Source organism: Salinispora sp. CH2A1_6 (genome assembly GCF_056820975.1).
In genome coordinates, this window is sequence record NZ_JBXEDG010000013.1 from 492,226 (window position 1) to 513,599 (window position 21,374).

16 protein-coding genes are annotated in these 21,374 nt (G+C 69.0%); 8 read left to right on the forward strand and 8 right to left on the reverse strand.

The window, feature by feature from the left end; translation table 11 throughout:
* Window positions 1–61: 61 nt before the first annotated feature.
* The 5 genes from AC1UKG_RS20155 to AC1UKG_RS20175 all read right to left on the reverse strand — a co-directional run bounded on the left by AC1UKG_RS20155 (window position 62) and on the right by AC1UKG_RS20175 (window position 7,225).
* A complete protein-coding gene (locus AC1UKG_RS20155) occupies window positions 62–2,446 on the reverse strand; it encodes a Tex family protein (protein WP_018813836.1) in 2,385 nt (794 codons plus the stop codon).
* 104 nt (window positions 2,447–2,550) lie between these two features.
* A complete protein-coding gene (locus AC1UKG_RS20160; RefSeq protein ID WP_033662686.1) occupies window positions 2,551–3,726 on the reverse strand; it encodes an MBL fold metallo-hydrolase in 1,176 nt (391 codons plus the stop codon).
* Between the two features lie 129 nt (window positions 3,727–3,855).
* A complete protein-coding gene (locus AC1UKG_RS20165; protein ID WP_018743473.1) occupies window positions 3,856–4,611 on the reverse strand; it encodes a succinate dehydrogenase/fumarate reductase iron-sulfur subunit in 756 nt (251 codons plus the stop codon).
* A complete protein-coding gene (locus AC1UKG_RS20170; protein ID WP_018743474.1) occupies window positions 4,608–6,539 on the reverse strand; it encodes a fumarate reductase/succinate dehydrogenase flavoprotein subunit in 1,932 nt (643 codons plus the stop codon). The genes AC1UKG_RS20165 and AC1UKG_RS20170 overlap by 4 nt, the downstream gene beginning before the upstream one ends.
* A gap of 2 nt (window positions 6,540–6,541) precedes the next feature.
* Window positions 6,542–7,225 (reverse strand): succinate dehydrogenase cytochrome b subunit, encoded by a 684-nt coding sequence (locus tag AC1UKG_RS20175; protein ID WP_080644666.1) that lies wholly within the window; start codon window positions 7,223–7,225, stop codon window positions 6,542–6,544.
* An 80-nt stretch (window positions 7,226–7,305) separates the two neighbouring features.
* Here AC1UKG_RS20175 and AC1UKG_RS20180 point away from each other — a divergent pair, with 80 nt between their 5' ends.
* Entirely contained in the window at window positions 7,306–8,241 is a 936-nt protein-coding gene (locus tag AC1UKG_RS20180; RefSeq protein ID WP_018743476.1) for a LysR family transcriptional regulator, read from the forward strand.
* Here the strand turns inward: AC1UKG_RS20180 and hrpA are convergent.
* Complete coding sequence (gene hrpA / locus AC1UKG_RS20185) at window positions 8,238–12,260, reverse strand: ATP-dependent RNA helicase HrpA (protein ID WP_018813838.1); 4,023 nt, start codon at window positions 12,258–12,260, stop codon at window positions 8,238–8,240. The genes AC1UKG_RS20180 and hrpA overlap by 4 nt on opposite strands.
* Window positions 12,261–12,442: 182 nt before the next feature.
* Here hrpA and AC1UKG_RS20190 point away from each other — a divergent pair, with 182 nt between their 5' ends.
* Both AC1UKG_RS20190 and AC1UKG_RS20195 read left to right on the forward strand, forming a co-directional pair.
* Entirely contained in the window at window positions 12,443–13,138 is a 696-nt protein-coding gene (locus tag AC1UKG_RS20190) for a type 1 glutamine amidotransferase domain-containing protein (RefSeq protein WP_018813839.1), read from the forward strand.
* A 1-nt stretch (window position 13,139) separates the two neighbouring features.
* Window positions 13,140–13,712 carry a TetR/AcrR family transcriptional regulator gene (locus tag AC1UKG_RS20195; protein ID WP_018743479.1) on the forward strand — a complete coding sequence of 191 codons (573 nt, stop codon included), beginning with the start codon at window positions 13,140–13,142 and terminating at the stop codon, window positions 13,710–13,712.
* A 102-nt stretch (window positions 13,713–13,814) separates the two neighbouring features.
* Here the strand turns inward: AC1UKG_RS20195 and AC1UKG_RS20200 are convergent, their stop codons facing one another.
* Window positions 13,815–14,969, reverse strand: a complete 1,155-nt coding sequence (locus AC1UKG_RS20200; protein WP_026271280.1) for a glycine amidinotransferase — start codon at window positions 14,967–14,969, stop codon at window positions 13,815–13,817.
* Between the two features lie 521 nt (window positions 14,970–15,490).
* On the opposite strand from AC1UKG_RS20200, the gene AC1UKG_RS20205 reads away from it, so the two are divergent.
* The 5 genes from AC1UKG_RS20205 (at window position 15,491) to AC1UKG_RS20225 (ending at window position 20,623) form a co-directional block, all read left to right on the forward strand.
* Window positions 15,491–16,825 carry a preATP grasp domain-containing protein gene (locus tag AC1UKG_RS20205; RefSeq protein WP_026271281.1) on the forward strand — a complete coding sequence of 445 codons (1,335 nt, stop codon included), beginning with the start codon at window positions 15,491–15,493 and terminating at the stop codon, window positions 16,823–16,825.
* A 100-nt stretch (window positions 16,826–16,925) separates the two neighbouring features.
* A complete protein-coding gene (locus AC1UKG_RS20210) occupies window positions 16,926–17,948 on the forward strand; it encodes a zinc-binding dehydrogenase (protein WP_026271282.1) in 1,023 nt (340 codons plus the stop codon).
* Window positions 17,948–18,790, forward strand: a complete 843-nt coding sequence (locus AC1UKG_RS20215; RefSeq protein WP_018743483.1) for an HpcH/HpaI aldolase/citrate lyase family protein — start codon at window positions 17,948–17,950, stop codon at window positions 18,788–18,790. The genes AC1UKG_RS20210 and AC1UKG_RS20215 overlap by 1 nt, the downstream gene beginning before the upstream one ends.
* 47 nt (window positions 18,791–18,837) lie before the next feature.
* Window positions 18,838–20,079, forward strand: coding sequence for an 8-amino-7-oxononanoate synthase family protein (locus AC1UKG_RS20220; protein WP_018743484.1), 1,242 nt, complete (start codon window positions 18,838–18,840; stop codon window positions 20,077–20,079).
* Window positions 20,069–20,623: a MaoC family dehydratase gene (locus tag AC1UKG_RS20225; RefSeq protein ID WP_018813843.1), complete on the forward strand. Its 555-nt coding sequence runs from the start codon at window positions 20,069–20,071 to the stop codon at window positions 20,621–20,623. The genes AC1UKG_RS20220 and AC1UKG_RS20225 overlap by 11 nt, the downstream gene beginning before the upstream one ends.
* A 21-nt stretch (window positions 20,624–20,644) precedes the next feature.
* Here the strand turns inward: AC1UKG_RS20225 and AC1UKG_RS20230 are convergent, their stop codons facing one another.
* Complete coding sequence (locus AC1UKG_RS20230) at window positions 20,645–21,292, reverse strand: hypothetical protein (RefSeq protein ID WP_018813844.1); 648 nt, start codon at window positions 21,290–21,292, stop codon at window positions 20,645–20,647.
* Between the last annotated feature and the right edge of the window lie 82 nt (window positions 21,293–21,374).

Consider the following 21,374-nt stretch of genomic DNA (forward strand, 5'->3'; position numbering starts at 1 on the left):
CCGAGCCGTTGCATCAGATGCGACTCGGCCTGTTTCCGGGCCCGGCGTCGCGCAGGTGCGATCAGGCGAGACCGGCGCGGCGTAGGGCATCCGCCATTGCGTCGTTGGCCGGGGCCCCGCCCCCACGTCCCGATCGTGGCTGCCCGCCGCGACCGCCCTGCCCGCCCTGGGAGCGACCGCCCTGCCCGCCGCGACCCTGGGAACGGCCGCCGGCTTCCCGGTCGCCGCCGCGGCCCCCCTGCTGTTCCCGCCCGCCGCGGCCAGCCTCGGTGTCGTCCAGGCGCAGAGTCAGCGAGATGCGCTTGCGCGGTACGTCCACGTCGAGGACCTTGACCTTCACCACGTCACCGGACTTCACCACCTCGTGCGGGTCCCGGACGAAGGCGCGGGACATCGCCGAGACGTGCACCAGGCCGTCCTGGTGCACGCCGATGTCCACGAATGCGCCGAAGGCGGCCACATTGGTGACCACTCCCTCCAGGATCAGGCCGGGCACCAGATCGGCGATCGTCTCCACACCCTCGGCGAAGGTGGCGGTGCGGAACTCCGGCCGCGGGTCCCGGCCGGGCTTCTCCAACTCGGTGAGGATGTCGGTGACCGTCGGCAGCCCGAAGGTGTCATCCACGAAGTCGGTGGCCCGCAGCCCGCGCAGGATCGTACTCCGGCCGATCACCGCCGGTAGTTCTTGCTTGACCGCGGCGAGGATCCGCCGCACCACCGGGTACGCCTCCGGATGCACGCTGGACGAGTCCAGCGGGTCGTCACCGCCGGGGATGCGCAGGAAGCCGGCGCACTGCTCGAACGCCTTCGGGCCGAGCCGGGGGACCTGCCGCAGGTCGCGTCGGCTCCGGAACGGTCCGTTGGCGTCTCGGTGTAGCACGATGTTCTCCGCCAGCCCGGCACCGATGCCGGAGACTCGGGTCAGCAGCGGTGCGGAGGCGGTGTTGACATCGACCCCGACCGCGTTGACGCAGTCCTCAACGACCGCGTCGAGGGACCGGGACAGGGACACCTCGGACAGGTCGTGCTGGTACTGCCCGACTCCGATCGAGCGCGGGTCGATCTTGACCAGCTCGGCGAGCGGGTCCTGGAGGCGGCGGGCGATCGAGACTGCTCCCCGCAGCGAAACGTCCAGCCCCGGCAGCTCCTGCGCCGCGTAGGCGGACGCCGAGTAGACCGAGGCCCCGGCCTCGGAGACGACGAGCTTGGTCAGGTTCAGCTGGGGGTGGCGCCGGATCAGCTCTCCGGCGAGCCGGTCGGTCTCCCGACTCGCGGTGCCGTTACCGATCGCCACCAACTCCACCTGGTGTGCGGCGGCCAGCCGGGCGAGGGTCTCGATCGAGGCATCCCACTGCCGGCGCGGTTCGTGCGGGTAGATGGTGTCGGTGGCGACCACCTTGCCGGTGGCGTCAACGACGGCGACCTTCACCCCGGTGCGCAGGCCGGGATCCAGCCCCATCGTCGCCCGGGTGCCGGCCGGGGCGGCCAGCAGCAGGTCCCGCAGGTTCGTGGCGAAGACTCGTACCGCCTCCGCCTCGGCCGCCTGCCACAACCGCAGGCGCAGGTCCGCGCCGAGGTGGATGAGGATTCGGGTACGCCAGGCCCAACGAACCGTGTCGCAGAGCCAGCGGTCCGCCGGCCGTCCCTGGTCGCTGACCCCGAATCGGGCGGCGATGGCCGTCTCGTACCGGGTCGGGCCGGTGGTCGCCGGATCCGGGGCCTCTTCCGGCTCCATCGTCAGGTCGAGCATGCCCTCCTTCTCCCCGCGGAACAGGGCGAGGACCCGGTGTGCGGGCAGTTTCGGGTACGGCTCGGCGAAGTCGAAGTAGTCGGCGAACTTGGCGCCCGCCGTCTCCTGGCCGTCGCGGACCCGGGACACCAGCCGGCCCCGTGACCACATCTGCTCGCGCAGCGTACCGATCAGGTCGGCGTCCTCGGCGAACCGTTCGACGAGGATGGCCCGGGCGCCGTCGAGCGCGGCGGCGGCGTCGGCGATGCCCCGGTCCGGGTCGACGAACCCGGCGGCCGTCGCCCGTGGCTCCTGAGCTGGCGCGTCGAGCAGGGTGTCGGCGAGGGGTTCCAGGCCGGCCTCGCGGGCGATCTGCGCGCGGGTGCGCCGCTTGGGCTTGTACGGCAGGTAGATGTCCTCCAGCCGAGACTTCGAGTCGGCGGCCATGATCTGTGCCGTCAGGGCTTCGTCGAGCTTGCCCTGGCTGCGGATCGACTCCAGGATGGCGTCCCGCCGCTGGGTCAACTCGCGCAGGTAGCGCAGTCTCTCCTCGAGGGTGCGCAGTTGGGTGTCGTCGAGCAGGCCGGTGGCCTCCTTGCGGTACCGGGCGACGAACGGCACGGTCGCGCCGCCGTCGAGTAGTTCCACGGCCGCGTGTACCTGGCGCTCGGCGACGCCGAGCTCCTCGGCGATCCGCTGGGAAACAGAGAGGGTCACGATCTCGATCCGCCTTCGGGAGTGGGTTCCCGTGCATTCTGCCGGGCCACCGAAGCGGTGGTGGAATCACCGTCCGGTACGGCGGTTCGGGTTGTCCTCTTCGATCAGGCGACCGCCTGCCACCAGCCATCCACCGGCGGTGGGTCGTCAACCATCACCCGCTGGCCTGGCCGGGGCACCGCCAGCCGCACGTCCCGGGCCTTCGTCTCGGCCCAGAGCCGGTCCACCGGCTCCGACCAGTCGTGCACGGCGAGGTTGAAGGTCGCCCAGTGCACTGGGACAAGTAGTCCGCCGCGCAGGTCGAGGTGGGCGGTGACCGCCTCCTCCGGGAACATGTGAATATCTTGCCAGGCCCGGTCATAGGCGCCGATCTGCATCAACGTCACATCAAAAGGCCCATATCCGGCACCAATGGCAGTGTATCCCGCGAAGTACCCGGAATCGCCGGTGTAGAAGACGCTGCGGTGGGCCCCGGCGATCACCCAGGAGCTCCAGAGGGTGGCGTCCCGGCGCAGGCCGCGTCCGGAGAAGTGCTGGGCCGGGGTGGCGGTGAGCCGTAATCCGGCGATGTCGTGACTCTCCGACCAGTCCAGCTCCACGATCCGGTGCTCCGGAACCCCCCACCGCTGGAGGTGGGCACCGATCCCGAGCGGCACCACGAACGGTGCGTCCTGTCCTGCTGTCAGCCCCTGTACGGTCGCGAGGTCGAGGTGGTCGTAGTGGTCGTGGGAGATCAGGATCGCGTCGACCGCGGGCAACTCGTCGAGGCCGACCGGTGGCGGGTGGAGCCGCTTGGGCCCGATCCGCGTCGACGGGGAACAACGCCGACTCCACACCGGATCGATCAGCACCCGGCGCGCCTCGATCTCGACCAGCGTGGAGGCGTGGCCGTACCAGACCACGTTCAGCTCGGGCGAGTGCGGGGCTGACTCCGGCGCAGGTGCTGGGCGCACCAACGGCACCGGCAGACGCGGGTGACGCTGCTGTTTGCCGAAGAGGAGCTCGCGGAGCAGGTTCCGATCCGTGGAGCCCGTCGTGGGGCTGGCGGCGGGACGGCTGCTTGCCGGGTTCCGGAAGGCACCGGCCCGGAACTGCGGCGAGCGGCGGGCACGCGCGGCCCGCGCACCGGTCAGCCGGCCACCGAGGGCCAGCGGGACATCCCGTACCGCCCAGGCGAGGCCGGCCAGCGCGGCCAAACCGACCACTCCGCCCAGTCGCCGCCCACCGCTCCGGTGCTGACGGCCCCGCAGCTGACGGCCCCGCTCCGTTGGTGCCCCCATCGCCGCCCCTCCGACTGGATTCCGCCGTACCCACCGGCCCTACCGCATCAGCGCCGTCGGCTCCGCCCCCCTCTCGCTTCCGAGAAGGGGGCTACCCGCAACGGAGGGGTTGAACCGACGGTGTCGCGGTCAGGAGCGCCCGGTGTGCTTGGCGGTGGCCGCCAGGTAGTCGCGGTTGAGTCGACCGATGGTGTGCAGCGGGATGCCCTTGGGGCAGACCACGGTGCACTCCCCGGCGTTGGTGCAGCCGCCGAAGCCGGCCTCGTCGTGCGAATCCACCATGCCGATCACCCGGGTGTACCGCTCCGGCTGGCCCTGCGGCAGCAGCGAGAGCTGAGTGACCTTGGCGGCGGTGAAGAGCATGCCAGAGCCGTTCGGGCAGGCCGCGACGCAGGCGCCACAGCCGATGCAGGCGGCCGACTCGAAGGCGGCGTCCGCGTCGGCCTTCGCCACCGGGGCCGCGTGCGCCTCGGGCGCACTGCCGGTCGGAGCGGTGACGAAGCCACCCCCCGCGATGATCTGGTCGAAGGCGTTGCGGTTGACCACTAGGTCCTTGACGACCGGGAACGCCCGGGCCCGCCACGGCTCGATGTCGATCGTCTCGCCGTCGGTGAACTGCCGCATGTGCAGCTGGCAGGCGGTGGTGCCGCGCTGCGGCCCGTGCGCGTTGCCGTTGATCATCATGCCGCACATGCCGCAGATGCCCTCACGGCAGTCGTGGTCGAACGCCACCGGCTCCTCACCGGCGAGGGTCAGGCGCTCGTTGAGTACGTCGAGCATCTCCAGGAACGACATGTCCGGGGAAATGTCCTCGACCGGGTAGGTCACCATCCGACCCTTGTCCTCGGGGCCCGTTTGGCGCCAGATGCGTAGGGTCAGGTTCACTTGTAACTCCGCTGCGTGGGGTGGACGTACTCGAACTTGAGGTCTTCCTTGTGTAGCACCGGCTGCTCGGTGCCGTACTCCCAGGCCGCCACGTACGCGAACCGCTCGTCGTCGCGCTGGGCCTCGCCGTCCGGGCTCTGGTGCTCGGCCCGGAAGTGGCCGCCGCAGGACTCCTCGCGGTGCAGGGCGTCGATGCACATCAGCTCGGCCAGCTCGAAGAAGTCGGCCACCCGGCCGGCCTTCTCCAGCGACTGGTTGAGCCCGTCGGCGTCGCCGACGATCCGGACCCGCTGCCAGAACTCCTCCCGCAGCGCGCGGATCTCGTCAACCGCCTTGCGCAGACCTGCGGCGGAACGCTCCATGCCGCAGTGCTCCCACATGATCTGGCCCAGCTCCCGGTGGAACGAGTCCACGGTCCGGTCGCCGTCCACGGAGAGGAGCCGGTGGATCCGATCCTCGACGGTGCGGCGGGCCTCGACCGCCGCCGGGTGGCTCGGTTCGAGCTTCTCGAACGGGCCGGAAGCGAGGTAGTTGGCGATGGTGTTCGGTAGCACGAAGTAGCCGTCGGCGAGCCCCTGCATGAGCGCGGAGGCGCCCAGCCGGTTCGCGCCGTGGTCGGAGAAGTTCGCCTCGCCGATCACGAAGAGGCCGGGGATGGTCGCCTGCAGGTCGTAGTCGACCCAGAGCCCACCCATCGTGTAGTGCACGGCCGGGTAGATCCGCATCGGCACCTCGTACGGGTCCTCGCCGGTGATCCGCTCGTACATCTCGAAGAGGTTGCCGTACTTGGCCTCGATGGATTTGCGGCCCAGCCGCTGGATCGCGTCGGCGAAGTCCAGGTAGACGCCGAGCCGGGTCGGGCCGACGCCGCGTCCCTCGTCGCAGACGTTCTTCGCGGCGCGGGAGGCGATGTCCCGGGGCACCAGGTTGCCGAACGAGGGGTAGATCCGCTCCAGGTAGTAGTCCCGCTCGTCCTCGGGGATCTCACGGGGATCGCGGTCGTCGCCCTCGGCCCTGGGCACCCACACCCGGCCGTCGTTGCGCAGCGACTCGCTCATCAGCGTCAGCTTCGACTGGTGGTCGCCGGAGACCGGAATGCAGGTCGGGTGGATCTGCGTGTAGCAGGGGTTGGCGAAGTACGCCCCCTGGCGGTGCGCCCGCCAGGTGGCGGTGACGTTGCAGCCCTTGGCGTTGGTGGAGAGGTAGAAGACGTTGCCGTAACCGCCGGAGGCGAGCACGACCGCGTCGGCGAACTCGGTGGTGATCTCGCCGGTCACCAGGTCCCGGACGACGATCCCCCGGGCCCGGCCGTCAACGACGATCAGCTCCAGCATCTCGTGCCGGGTGTTCATCTCCACGTTGCCGAGGCCGACCTGACGTTCCAGCGCCTGGTACGCCCCGAGTAGCAGCTGCTGACCCGTCTGCCCCCGGGCGTAGAAGGTGCGCTGTACCTGGGCGCCGCCGAAGGAGCGGGTGTCGAGCAGACCGCCGTACTCGCGGGCGAACGGGACGCCCTGGGCGACGCACTGGTCAATGATGTTGACCGACACCTCGGCCAGTCGGTGCACGTTCGACTCACGGGAGCGGAAGTCGCCGCCCTTGACGGTGTCGTAGAAGAGGCGGTGCACCGAGTCGCCGTCGTTGCGGTAGTTCTTCGCCGCGTTGATGCCGCCCTGCGCGGCGATCGAGTGGGCCCGGCGCGGGCTGTCCTGGTAGCAGTAGGACCGGACCCGGTAGCCCTGCTCGGCGAGGGTGGCGGCGGCCGAACCACCGGCCAGGCCGGTGCCGACGACGATCACCGTCAGCTTGCGGCGGTTGGCCGGGTTGACCAGCTTGGCGTTGAACCGGCGACTGTCCCAGCGGCCCTCGATCGGTCCGTCCGGGGCCCGGGTGTCGGTGACCGGGTTACCTTCGGTGTAGAGATCCATGATCAACGCACCAATCCGAGGAGTACGGCGAACGGGACCACCAGGTAGCCGACGCTGAGCGCGACGGCGAAGAGCAGCGCGACGCCCCGGGCGCGGCGTTCGCCCTGCGGCGTCTGCTGACCGAGGCTGCGCAGCGCGCTGTAGGCGCCGTGCCGTAGGTGGAAGCCGAGAGCGACGACCGCGAGTGTGTAGAACAGCGTCACGTACCAGCGTTCCGGGGCGAAGTCGGCGACCACGTTGGCCTGTGGCCGGGTCGGGTCGCCGACCGGGTTCAGGTGCCCGGTGGTCAGGTCCAGGATGTGGTAGATCACGAAGAGAGCGATGATCACGCCACCCCAGCGCATGGTGCGGGCGGCGTAGCTGCCCTGGACCTTGTTGCGGTGGGCGTACCTGACCGGGCGGGCGGAGCGCGCGCGCAGCGCCAGCATGGTCGCGGCCCAGATGTGGCCGGCCAGCGCGACCAGGAGCGCGCCCCGCTGCAACCACAGGTACCAGCCGTAGGGGAGCAGTGGCGTGCCGAGCTCACGCAGCCAGTGCGCGTAGTGGTCGAAATCCTCGGCTCCGGTGAAGATCTTCAGGTTGCCGAGCATGTGTGCGACGAGGAACAGCACCAAGACAAGGCCCGTCACCGCCATGACGGCTTTCAGGCCGACAGTGGAGCGGATGGGCGACCGAGTTCGTGACATGACTACCACATTGCTGACGCTAGGAGCAGTCAGATCAGTCGTCCAATGCATCGACTCCGCAGTCTTCATAGCCATAAGCTATGAAGATGCAACTCCATCAGCTTCGCTACTTCGCAGCGGTCGCAGAAGTACGACATTTCACCCAAGCCGCCGATCATGTCGGCATAACGCAGCCCTCGTTGAGTAAGCAAATTCACGCTCTGGAGACGGAACTCGGCACCCCGCTCTTCGAACGGGTAAGGGGAAAGATCGCGCTCACCGCCGCGGGTGAGGTGCTGCTGCCGTTCGCCAAACGGATCCTCACCGACGTGGAGATCGCCACCCGGGAGGTGCAGGAGCTGGTCGGCCTGCGGCGGGGTCGGGTACGCCTCGGTGCGACCCCCAGCCTGGCCACCGCACTGGCCCCACCCGTGCTGCGCCGCTTCCGTGACGCTTACCCGACCGTCGACCTGTGGGTGGAGGAGGGCGGCTCCCAGGATCTGGTCCGACACCTGCTCCGCGGCGACCTGGACCTGGCATTGATCATCGCGCCGGCCCAGGGCACCGACCCCGGGCTGCGCACCGACGCGATCCTCACCGAGAGCCTGGTGGTCGCCAGCGTCGGGCCCCTGCCGGACTCCCCGCCGACGTACCCGATGCGCGTCGCCGACCTGCGCGGCCACCCGCTGGTGATGTTTCGGGAGGGGTACGACCTGCGGGACGCGACCCTGCAGGCGTGCCGCGAGGCCGGCTTCGAGCCCTGGATCTCGGTGGACGGCGGGGAGATGGACTCCGTGCTCAGCTTCGTCGCTGCCGGGCTGGGGGTCGCCCTGGTACCCGGCAGTGTCGTCGCCAGCCGGCCCGGAATCCACGTCACCCGACTCGCCGCGCCCGGCGTCCGCCGGACCATCGCGGTCGCCCGCCGCCGCGATGTCGTCCCCACCCATGCCGGCCGGGAGCTGCGTCGCATCCTCCTCGAGTACGTTGACGACGCGATCGCCGCCGCCGCCCTGCCATCCGGCCTCGAGCCCCGCTAGGCCACCTCGGCGGCGTCCATGGCCTTGTAGATGCGCTGTTCGCTGACCGGGTACGGGGTCCCCAGCGCCTGGGCGAAGACGTTCACCCGCAGCTCCTCGATCATCCACCGAATCTGCCGGACGGCCGCCGTCCGCCGCTTCGCGGGCGGCAGCGCGGCGAGCAGGTCCGCGTACTCCCGCTGCACGACGGCGATCCGGTCCTGCTGCTGCTTGTCCCGGGCCGGGTTGCCGGGGAGCCGGTCCAACCGGCGTTCGATCGCGGTCAGGTAGCGCCCCAGATCCGGTAGCCGTGCGTAGCCGGCCTCGGTGATGAAACCCGGGTGGATCAGTCCGGTGAGCTGGCTGCGGACATCGGTGAGCGCGGCCACCACCGCCAGGTTTCGGGTCGCGCCGAGGCGTTGCTCGATCGCGTAGCCGGCGGCGAGTACCCCGCGGACCCGCTGCATCACCTCGACGACGGTCTCCACCAGACCGGCGCGGACCGTACCGCGTAGCGCGGCGAAACCCTCGGCGTCCCAGGCCGGACCGCCCGCGTCGGCGATCAACTTGTCGAGCGCCGCGCCGGCCGCGTCATCGATCAGCGCCGGTACGCCCCCGTGCGGATTGCGGCTGAGCGCCAGTTTCGCCTCGTTGGAGAGCCGCCCCTGGAGAAACTTCGCCGGGGACGGCGCGGCCAGCCGGAGCAGGCGTCGGGTCCCTGCCCAGTGCGCGGCCTCCTGCTCGGCGGGGGAGTCGAAGACCCGTACCCCGACCGTGGCGCCCTCGTCCACCAGCGCCGGGTACGCGGTGACGGCGTACCCGGCCCGGACCTGCTCGATGGTGCGGGGCAGGGCGCCGATCTCCCAGTCGGTCAGCCCGGTGCGGGCCACGTCCGGCGCGGCGGCGGCCACCACCTGACGTACCTCCGCGGTGAGCTGGCGTTGCAGCGCCGGCAGGTCCTTGCTCTCGGCGACCGGGCGGTCGTCCTCGCCGAGTACCCGGAAGGTGACCCGCAGGTGCGGTGGAAGCTTCCCCGGCTCCCAGGCGTCCCGGGGGACGGTGACCCCGGTCATTCGGCGCAACTGCCGGGTGAGGGCGTCCAGCAGGTCCTCCTCGCCGGCCGGAAGCTCGGCGAGCACGGCCCGGGCGTAGTCGGGCACCGGGACGAAGTTGCGCCGGAGCGCCTTGGGCAGCGAGCGGATCAGCGCGATGACCAGCTCCTCGCGGAGCCCCGGCACCTGCCACTGGAAGCTCTCCGCCGGCACCTGGTTGAGCAGCGGTAGCGGGATGTCCACCGTGACCCCGTCGGTGGAGGTGCCGGGGTCGAACCGGTACGTCAGTGGCAGGAGCACCCCGTCGGTGCGCCACTCGTCGGGGAAACCGTCCCCGTCCACGCCACCGCGGCCGGCATTGACCAGCAGCTCCCGGGTGAAGGTCAGCAGCTCCGGTCGTTGCCGGCGCTCCCGCTTCCACCAGGCGTCGAAGTGCCGACCGGAGACCACCTCGGCCGGGATCCGCTCGTCGTAGAACTGGAAGATCGTCTCGTCGTCGACCAGGATGTCCCGCCGTCGGACCCGGTTCTCCAGCTCGGTCACCTCGTCGAGGAGGCGCTGGTTGTCCCGCCAGAACTGGTGGTGGGTCTGCCAGTCCCCCTCGACCAGTGCATGTCGGATGAACAGCTCGCGGCTGGTCACCGGGTCGATCCGGCCAAAATTGACCTTGCGGGAGGTGACGATCGGAACGCCGTACAGCGTCACCTTCTCGACGGCCATGACCGCTGCCTGCCGCTTCTCCCAGTGCGGTTCGCTGTAGCTGCGTTTCACCAGGTGCTGGGCGAGCGGCTCGACCCACTCCGGTTCGATGCGACCGTTCACCCGGCCCCAGAGCCGGCTCGTCTCCACCAGCTCGGCGACCATCACCCAGCGCGGCGGCTTCTTCGCCAGGGCGGAGCCGGGGAAGAGGGCGAACTTCGCCCCCCGCGCACCCAGGTACTCGTACCGCTGGGTGTCCTTCAGGCCGATGTGGGAGAGGAGGCCGGCGAGCAGCGACTGGTGCACCTTCGGGGTGTCGATCTCCTCCGGCAGGTCCGCCCCGCCGCCGCGTCGCGCGCCGCCGTCGTCGGCGGCCGGCCCGCCGCGTCGCCGGCCCTGCTCCGGAGTCCGCAGCGCCTGTCGGAGCTGGCTGACGATGTCCTGCCACTCCCGCACCCGCAGGTAGTTCAGGTACTCCGACCGGCACATCCGCCGGAATCCACTGGACGACCGGGCCCGCTGCTGCTCGCGCAGGTAGCGCCACAGGTTGAGGTACGCCACGAAGTCCGACTCCTGGTCGGCGAAGCGGGCGTGCGCCTGGTCGGCCTGGGCCTGCTTGTCGACCGGTCGTTCGCGGGGGTCCTGGATCGACAGCGCCGCCGCGATCACGACCACCTCGGTGGCGGTGCCGTTGCGCTCCCCCTCGAGCACCATCCGGGCCAGCCGGGGGTCGACCGGCAGCTGAGCGAGCCGTCGGCCGAGCGGGGTGAGCCGTTTCGCCGGGTTGGTCTCGGCCGGGTTCAACGCGCCCAGCTCGTGCAGCAGGTTGACGCCGTCGGTGATGGTGCGCCGGTCCGGTGGGTCGATGAAGGGGAACGCGGCGATGTCGCCGAGCCCGATCGCGGTCATCTGGAGGATGACCGAGGCGAGGTTGGTCCGCAGGATCTCCGGGTCGGTGAACTCGGGCCGGGACTGGAAGTCCAGCTCGTCGTAGAGGCGGATGCAGATGCCGTCCGAGGTACGCCCGCACCGGCCCTTGCGCTGGTTGGCTGAGGCCTGCGAGACCGGCTCGATGGGCAGCCGCTGCACCTTGAGCCGGTTCGAGTAGCGGGAGATACGCGCCGTGCCGGGGTCCACCACGTACCGGATGCCGGGCACGGTGAGCGACGTCTCCGCGACGTTGGTGGCCAGCACCACCCGCCGGCCGGTGTGCGGGGCGAAGACGCGGTGCTGCTCGGCGGTGCTCAGCCGGGCGTACAGCGGCAGGATCTCGGTGTTGCGTAACGCTGGTCGGTGCGTGACGAGCTTGCCGAGCGCGTCGGCGGTGTCCCGGATCTCCCGCTCGCCGGAGAGGAAGACCAGGATGTCGCCGGGGCCTTCGGCGGCGAGTTCCTGCACCGCGTCCCCGATCGCCTGGACCTGGTCGCGAACCTGCTCGTCGTCGGTGTCGTCCTCGTCCTCGCTCACCTCGACCAGCGGTCGGTACCGTACCTCGACCGGGTAGGTTCGCCCCGACACCTCGACGACCGGTGCCGGGTTGCCGTCGGCGTCGGCGAAGTGCCGTGCGAACCGGTCGGTCTCGATGGTGGCCGAGGTGATGATCACCTTGAGGTCCCGGCGGCGGGGAAGAAGCTGCCGTAGGTAGCCGAGGATGAAGTCGATGTTGAGGCTGCGCTCGTGCGCCTCGTCAACGATGATCGTGTCGTACTGGCGAAGCATCCGGTCGTGCTGTAGCTCGGCGAGCAGGATGCCGTCGGTCATCAACTTGACCAGGCTTCGGTCGCTGACCTGGTCGGCGAAGCGCACCTGGTAGCCGACCACCTCGCCCAGTTCGGTGCCGAGCTCGTCGGCGATGCGGTCGGCGACCGTGCGGGCGGCGAGCCGACGGGGCTGGGTGTGCCCGATCAGCCCGTGGACGCCGCGGCCCAGCTCCAGGCAGATCTTGGGTAGCTGGGTGGTCTTGCCGGAGCCGGTCTCGCCGGCGACGATAACGACCTGGTGGTCGCGGATCGCCGCGGCGATCTCGTCCCGGCGCTCGCTGACCGGCAGCATCGTCGGATAGGTGATTCGGGGTACGGCGGCTTGCCGGCCCGCCAGCCGGGTCTCGGCTCGGATTACCTCCGACGTGATTTCGGCCAGGGCTGTTTCCCGGCGTTGGGGGTCGGGTATTCGTTGTGCGCCGTCCAGCCGCCGTCGGAGACGGTGCTGGTCACGGAGCATCAGCGGGCGTAGCCGGCGGTGCAGCTCGCGGGTGACGTCGGGCGGGGTGGAGGCGACTTCGTTCGGCATGTCGTCGCCAAGGATAGGCAGCCGGGTGATTCTCCGCCCGGAGTTACCTCCGCTGGAGCCCCGGCATCGCCGCGGAGCCGGCACGAGAAGTTGAACTGGCATTTTGCATGCAGAACGTCAGTCTGTATGGTGGGTCTCGAGGCGGACTGCTTTGGCCCGCCCAGCTACGGAGGGTTTGATCAATGTCAAAGATCCTGTTCGTGGTAACCGGCGCTCACTACTGGGAGCTCGCCGACGGCACCAAGCACCCCACCGGTCTCTGGGCCGAGGAGCTCGTGGTGCCCCACGAGATGTTGACCAGCGCCGGCCACGAGGTCAGCATCGCCACCCCGGGAGGAGTGGTGCCGCGGGTGGACCGGAGCAGCCTGCAGCCGGAGGCCACCGGCGGTCCGGAGGGGGCCGCCCGGATGACCAAGGCCGTGGAGAGCATCGAAGATCTACGCAAGCCGCTCACCCTGTCGGAGGTCAACCTCAACGACTACCAGGCTGTCTTCTACCCGGGTGGTCACGGGCCGATGGAGGACCTGGCGGTCGACCAGGACTCCGGCCAGTTGCTGGTGGACGCCATGCGGGCCAAGAAGCCGGTCGGCATCGTCTGCCACGGGCCAGCCGCGATGCTCGCCGCGGTGGACGCCGACGGCAGCAACCCCTTCACCGGACGCCGGGCGGCTGCCTTCACCAACGTGGAGGAGGCCCAGGCCGGCTTGGCCGACAAGGCCAAGTGGCTGCTTCAGGACCGCCTGGTCGACCTCGGCGTACAGGTCCAGGAAGGTGAGCCGTGGGCACCGAACGTGGTCGTCGACGGCAACCTGGTCACCGGGCAGAACCCGGCGTCCTCCGCGCAGGTCGCCACGGAGCTGCTGGGTAAACTGAGCTGACATGGACAATAGTCGGCTCTCCGACGTCCTCGACGCTACCTACACCTGCTTGACCAGGTATGGCGTACGGCGGACGACGATGGATGACATCGCCGCCGCGATGGGGGTCTCTCGGTCCGCCGTCTATCAGTACGTTCGTGGCAAGGATGACGCGTTCCGGCAACTCGCCGGACGTCTGCACACCCAGGCGCTGGCCCGCGCTCGGCAGGCCGCCAGCCAGGACGCCCCCTATGCCCAGCGCATTCGGGGCGTCCTGGCCGCCAAACTCGACCTGTCCCTGCGTCTGATCGGGGACTCGCCGCACACCGCCGAGCTCATGGACAGCAAGGCCCGGCTCTTCGGTGAGATCTGCACCGAGTTCACCGTGGAGCTGCGGAAGCTGCTGGGGGATCTCTTCACCGAGGCGGGTGCGGCGGATGCGGACGCGGCCGCCGAGATCTGTGTCGCCCTGGTCTCCGGCCTGGAGACGGTCCCGGACAGCCGGCGTCTGCTGGGGCGCGCCGTCGATGCGCTCGTCCCCGGTTTACTGCACCCGGTCGAGCAGGTCGGTCACGTCAGTGGTACCACTGGTTAGGATCCCTCCGTCGGCCCCGACGACACGCCGCAGGGGTCGGTAGGTCGAGCCGGCAAGATCGGTGTTGCTACCCGCTGGGGCTAGTCGGTGCGACAAGCTCCATCAGGAGAAGTAGTCCTCGAGTGTGCCGTCGCGCACGGTGTCCAGGGTGAAGCAGTGGAGGCCGCCGCCGAACAGTCGCCGATGGCGATGACGTACCGGTACGACGTCGAAGCCGTGCTTTTCCAGTGCACGGCTCAGCTCCGGGCAGGAATCGTTGACCATGATGGTGTGCTCATCAATGGACAACACGTTCAGGTCGATGAACGGGCTCGTGAGGATGACGTCATCGTCGTCGTACTGGGGGAAGTTCTGTGCTTTCGGCTCGGGCGCCTCGATGACATCCCACTTCTGGAGAGCTTTGGGCAGGTAGTCGAGGAACCGTCGGGAGCGGATCAACAACGTGCCCGGTCGCAGGGGGAGCACCATGCTGTCGATGTGGCTGTCGGCCAGCCGGTCGATCCGGTGGATGGTGTAGCGGCCCGCCAGGTGGCGCTCCAGCCACTCACACGCGAGGAGGTGGTTCGCCGTCGCGATGTTGACCAGGATGTCCCGACCGAATCGCAGGCACTGGGCGGCGTCGAAGAGCATCTCGATGCCCACGTCATAGGGGGAGTCGTTGATGGTGGGCACCGTCTCCATCGTGACGATTTGTTCGGCCTGGGCGAGGTCGAAGGAGCGGTCGGTCATCCACGGCCGGGGCATCACCGTCCACCGGGCACCGTGTTTGAAGTACTCCATGAAAACGGGCTTCAAAAACTGCGTCTCGAAGTAGCGCGAGCGCATCATTGGTGGCGTTTCGATGATCTCGTCACCCAGGATCAACGTGTTGTCCCGGACGTTCAGGGGCGGCAGCGCGGTGGCGGACCACGCGGGGGTGGCGAAGTGTGCGGCGCCCTCGCGGAGGTTCATCGGTCGGTGAACGCGTACGCCAAGGGACTTGAGCGTCCCGGCTATTCCTTCCACGTCTTCGTGTAACTCGTCCACATAGCGTTGCTTGATATCCAGGGTTTTCGAGGTCAATGACCCCGGCGTCGGCTGGCCGTGGGCCATGAACCGTGGATAGTAGATAGGGTGGGTCTTTGGGTTGTCGTGGATGAGGTTGTCGTAGAAGAAGAGATCAAAGGAAAGGTCGCGGGCCTGTTGTCGGTAGCCCGAGGCTGAACCCACGACGATTTCGCGTAACGGCGACCATTCATCGAAACTGTGCAGCCTCATGTGGCGCCCCCAGGAGACGTATTGTGGTGCGCTCACCCGCAGTGGCGAGGAGCGTGACGTTGTTGTTACCTGCAGTGGCGGCTTGGAGCTATGTCCGTCACTCATGCAACCAGTGATCGATACTTTCGGCAATGATGATCTAGGCCGGCGACGCGGTGGGGGTGGGCCGGCCGGCTGGGGTGGGTTGGCCGTGACCAGCGGTGATCGTAACGTCGGTGAGCTGCTTAAATCTCATGTGGATGAATGACGCGACCGGGCGTGGGTGGGGTGGCGTCGCTGATGATCTTTCACGGCGTGACCTCGGGAGGCCGATCGCCGCTACACTGGGTGCTTGCAAGATCACTCCTTGCTCTCGACGGTGTCAATTGATAGCGTGTCGATCAGCAAATCGGAGATCTCTTCATACGTTGCCACACGGTTCGTAACGATGCCCCGTTCTGTCTCATTTCGCAGCTCAACAGTCGGTTGATCCGGCTGGGCGGGGCCGTGTCCGAAAATCCCGCCGAACTGATGGGGCGGTAATGAGAACCTTGATTATCGGTAATAGTCGAACCTGGGAGATGGTCGGCGATCTGGCGGCGCTGACCGCCGACCAACTGCGCGGGGGTGGCTGTGCCGCGCAGCGCCTACTCTGGTTCGCCCGGGACGGCGACGTGCTGGTGTTGCCGTTCGCCCCGCCGGCGGATTACCTGAGCTACATCACTGACCTGACCGGAACCCGCGCCTCGACCCTGACCACTGTGATCCCGCCACCGGGCAGTCTCGGCTCGGACATCCTCACCCCAGATCGGCTCACCGATCCGAGCTTTTTAGACGAGCTACGCGGCGCTCTCGGCAACCGGCCTCCGGCCAAGATCCTGGCCGTCTACAAGGACCTCTCCATCACCAGGATCGCCCGGACACTCGGCGCCGAAGCGGCCCTCCCCGGCTATCCGTTCAGCAACCAGGCCGGTGATGCGCTGGTGAACAGCAAGGCCGGGTTCCGGGCCCTGGCCGCCGGAGCCGGGGTGCCGATCGCGCCGGGCACCGTGGTCGCCCGGCCGGAGCAGGCACTGGAGGCGATAGCTGACCTCTTCGACCAGGGACACGATGCGATCGTGAAGATGGAGTTCAACGGCGGTGGTCTCGGCAACGAGGTTCTCAGCCGTACCGATGGCGTCGCGCCGATCGGCGCGACCCGGGCGGTGGTGTTGCCGGACCGTCCCGCGCTGGTGGCATACGTAGGGCAGCGATGGGAAGGGCTCACCGCAGGCCAGACACACCGGCTGGTGGTGGAGCAGTTCTTCCCCGGGTCCGCCACCAGCTACGCGGAGTACATCGTCACCGACGAGGCGGCGCAGCTGATCGGGGTGGGAGATCTGCTGATGGCGCCAAGGGCGATCGGCCAGGTGCTGCCGGCGCAGACGATCGACGCGGAGACCAGGGCAGAGTTGCTGGACGGCGCCCACCGGCTGGTCGAGTCCCTCCGTGTACTCGGCTACCGGGGCGTGGTCTGTGCGGACGCTATCGCTACTCCGGACAAGCAGGTGCTCTTCACCGAGACCAACTGTCGCCTAACTGGCTCCACCCACCTCCACCTGGCCCTCTACGGTCGGGTGGTCAATCCCGGATACCGAGAGAAGCGGGTCTTCCTGGAACGCTTCGGTTGGGCCGTGCCGTCGTTCACGGCGGCTGTCGAGCGGCTCGCGACGGCCGGCCTGGCGTACGACCGCACCAGCCGTACCGGGGTCGTGATCACCTCCGACGACGTTGCCGCGGACGGTACCGTCGCCTGTTGCGCCATCGCGGATGACCTTCAGGCAGCGGAGGAGATGCACCGCCGGCGGGGGGAACTCTTCGTGGACCAGTCGGCATGACCTGCTCCGCGTCGTCGGGACGCACCCGTAGCGGTGGCTGGGGACCGGTACTCGTCGGTGCGCGCCGCAGCGGCCGTCGGCGGCCGCGATGACCCGGTCCATGCGTGCGGTGGTTCTGCGCCGACCAGATGGTCCGAAAGCACTACGCGTCGAGCGGATACCCGAGCCATCGCCGGGGATTGGGGAGAGTCTGATCGACGTGACGTTGACCGGGGTCAACTTCGATGACCTGGAGCGCTGCGCCGGTGCTCACCCCGAGCTGCCGCTGCCGGCGGTGCTCGGCGTGGAGGCGGTCGGGCGTCGACGGGCCGACGGACGGCGGGTCGTCGCGCTCCTACGCCACGGCGGTGGCTACGCCGAGGTGGTGGCGGCCCCGGAGGCGCACACGGTGGAGATTCCGGCGGGCATCGATGACCCGCAGGCTCTCGGTCTGTTCGAGCAGGGCAGCACCGCGTACGGGGCGTTGTCGTTGGCCGGTCGGCTGCGGGCCGGGGAGAGTGTCGCGGTCTCCGCCGCAGCCGGCGGGGTTGGACACCTCGCGGTGCAGCTCGCGGTGGCGCTTGGCGCCTCGCCGGTGATCGGCCTGGCGTCGACCGCGGCGAAGCGACAGTTCGTCACCGGGCTCGGCGCAGATGTGGTGCTGGACCCGGCAGATCCAGAGCTGGCCGACCGGGTGCGGGAGGCGGCCGGCGGAACCGGCGTGGACCTGTTCGTCGACTCGGTGGGCGGCGCGGTGGCGCGGGCCGCCCTGGTCGGCCTGGCGCCGTTTGGGCGGTTGGTCTGCCTCGGCTGGCGGCCCGGCAACTCGCGCGATCCCGGAACCGGCGTCGCTGGTGACGTGTCCGTCGGTCCGGAGGACCCCACCGGTGTCGTCGCGGTGACCACCGCGCAACTGGCCGAGCGATCCATCGGTTGTGCCGGCTTCTGGATGCGGCACGTGGTGGACGACCGTGAGCTGCTGTGCGGGATCGTCGGCCGGCTCTTCGAGCTGGCGGCCCAGGGCCAGCTCACGGTCCACGTCGACCGAACCGTCGCGCTGCACGAGGTCGGCGCCGCCCACACGGCGGTCGCCGCCCGCGCCACTTCGGGCAAGGTGCTCATCGACGTAGGGCGGGAGGTGTGATGTACGCCCGGTACTGCCGTTCCATGTTGTGTACGCCGGCGACCGCGGTCGGCAGGTACGCAACCTGCCACCGTTCGGGAGCCGACATTTGCCTGGTCGACCTGGAAGACTCGGTGCCGCCGCAGGACAAGGCCGAGGCCCGGGACCGGGGGAGCGCGTTCTTCAGTGGGGAGAGCGCGTCCGGTCGCCGTTGCGCCGTTCGGATGAACACACTCACCGAATCGGAAGGCATGCGGGATTTGCTCGCCTTGCGCGAGTATCCGATCCGGCCCTCCATCGTGCTGGTGCCCAAGGTCGAATCGCCACGCGACATTGAGATAGTCGCGCGACTACTCCGGCCGGTCCGTCCGGACCTCGAGCTGTGCGCGGTGATTGAGACACCACGAGGGGTGGAGGCCGCCGCGGCGATCGCGGCGACGTCGCCGCACCTGCGTGCGCTGATTTTCGGGTCGGCGGACTACGCGTCTGCTATCGGTGCCCCACTGCGCTGGGAGCCGCTGGAGCAGGCCCGGACCCGGGTGGTGAACGCCGCCAGGGCGGCTGAGGTGGAGGCGATCGACTCGCCGACCTTCCACGTGCAGGACCTGACCGCATTACGGCGGGAGGCGATTCTGGCACGGGACCTCGGGTTCAGCGGCAAGATCGCCCTGCATCCACGCCAGGTGGCGGTCATCAACCAGGTCTTTTCCCCCGACGCGGCATCCCTGGAGGCGGCCCGACGAGTGGTGGCCGCCGGCCAGCGAAGCGGCCAGGGCATCACCACCGTCGACGGGGTGATGGTCGGCCGGCCCTTCTTCGAGGCGTCCCAGCGGCTGCTTGACGAATTCGACTCATCCGGCTGACCCATGGCCGGGACAACAGCGGTCAGTCTCACTGGCAGGGAGAGGAAATGACGAGCACAGCGGAACACCAGAGCTTCGTCGGTCCGCACCGGTACCGCCACGCGGAGAAGATGATCCGGACCGCCGACCCGGTCTGGCAGGCAGCGGCCGACCACGGTTTGACCGGGATCAGTGTCGACACGCCCTCGGGCGACTCCAACAACCGGCTCGTTGACCGGGCGACCGGCCACGAGTTCGTCAACATGTGCTCCTGCGCCTACCTCGGCCTCAACCACCATCCGGCAGTGATTGAGGGGGCGGTGTCGGCGCTACGCGAGGCCGGCACCACCTGGCTGGTCACCTCCACCACCCGCATCCGGCACCAACTGCTGGCCCGGTTGGAGGAGGAACTGGGAGAACTGTTCGGTGCCCAGATCCTCCCCGGTACCACCTGTAGCGCGCTCACCGCCGGCATCTTGCCCCTGGTGGCCTCCGGGCACCTCGCTCCGGGCGGCCCCAGGGTGATGGTCTTTGACCGGCACTGCCACTTCTGCATGTCGTATGTGAAGCCCATCTGCGCAGAGGAAAGTCTGGTCCTCACCTGCGACCACAACGACCTGAACTACCTGGAGGACGTCTGCCGGCAGTACCCCAGCGTGGCCTATGTCGCCGACGGCGCGTACTCGATGGGCGGCGCCGCTGCCCTGGACGGTCTGTTGGAACTGCAGGACCGGTACGGTCTGTTCCTCTTCATCGACGACTCGCACTCGTTGTCGCTGGTCGGCGAGCGGGGTGAGGGCTTTGTCCGATCCCGACTGGTCATGAATCCACTCACCGTCATCGTCACCAGCCTGGGCAAGGGCTTCGGCACCGGCGGTGGTGTGGCCATGCTCGGCGACCCGGCGATGTCCCGCTTCCTGACCCGGCACGCCGGGCCGGTGGGGTGGTCGCAGAACATGGCCCTGCCACTGGTCGGGGCCTCGTTGGCGAGCGCCGCCATTCACCGTTCACCCGAGCTGGGCCAGTTGCAGCGCCGACTGGACGAGAACGTGGCGTACTTCGATGAGCTGCTGCCCACCTCCTTTGCCGGAAACGGACTGCCGGTACGTCGAATCACCGTGGGCGACGCCGACCGGGCGGTCCAACTCTCCGCGGAGTTGTACCGGCGTGGCTTCTACAGCTCGGCGGTGTTCTTTCCGATCGTGCCGCAGGGCCAGGCCGGGTTGCGGATCATGATCCGTGCCGACCTTGACCGGTCGGTCCTGGCTACCTTCGCCGACCACGTACGGGAGCTCACCGATGCGGCCTGAGCAGGCCGGGAAGCCGACCGGCTCCGGTCCAGTCGGCTTCCGCAGGGTAGGCGAGAACCGATACCGCGAGCAGGTCGGCTTCTACTACGACGAGATCGTCATCGGCACGGTGATCGAGCATCGGCCCGGCCGCACCGTGACCGAGATGGACAACGTGTTGATGAGCATGTTGAGCATGAACGCGTCACCGCTGCACATCGACGACGCATACGCCGAGGCCGGTCGGTGGGGCCAGCCCCTGGTCTCCAGTCTGGTGACCCTGAGCATCGTCGGCGGGATGACCGCCCGCAGTACCAGCGGCCGGGCCATCGCAAACCTCGGCTGGGAGCGGATCCACCTTCCCCAGCCGGTCTTCGTGGGCGACACGCTGTACGCCGAGAGCGAGGTGACCGCGAAACGGCTCTCCGCCAGCCGGCCGGGCGAGGGCATCGTGAGCTGCCGCACCATCGGCCGCAAAGCCACCGGTGAGGTGGTCCTCACCTTCGAGCGGAGCTTCCTGGTGCCGACCGCGCAATCCAGCATCGACGATACGACGGGCTACTGACCCTCCACCCACCCCACGCGGTCAGGCAGCAGTGCTCCACAGCGCCTGAAAGGCGATGGCCTCGCCGGTCAGCCAGCGCTCGATCTCCGCGGGTTTCGCGGTCGCTGGCGTGCGGTGCGTCCGGCCGCGCCGGACATCGACCAGGACGGGTTCGGCGTGCGGCAAAATCGCCTCCATCTGTCGGCCCATCAGGTGCAGCATGGCCAGCGCTGCCTCGTCGGTCGGCGGAGCCTCGTCAAAGTGCAGGCGGACGGCCTCGGCCCGCCCGTCGGCATACCGGATTCCGAAGTGTGGGTTGATCTTCACGGGTAGGTCGCCCAGCAGGGCGAGGGCGTCGCGGGTCTGGGCCAGGTCGATCGACCTGGGTGCGCCGAGGGACAGCAGCCAGGCCATCGCCCCCGGCGCCAACGCCTGGTAGAGCGGACGCCATCGGGGCTTGACGGTGGCGACCACCCGATCGAGGTGGGTGCCGCTGGTGTGGAAGGCGATGTCGGCCTTGAGGGCCTTGACGAACTGACCATGTGGGTTGAAGCCGGAGCGGCTGGCCCGCTGCCGGCGCAGGCCACCGACGAAGGTGGCCTTGGTTGGGCCGGTGCGGTCGACGTAACGGGTGAAGCCAAGGAGCGTGGTGTAGGGGGCGAGGGGAGCGGCGGGGGTGGGCACGGTCACGGGCATCCTCCCAGCTCAACAGCGATATTAGTACATACATTCTAATCGACCGAGCTGACGTCGCCCAGGACAAATCCCCTTC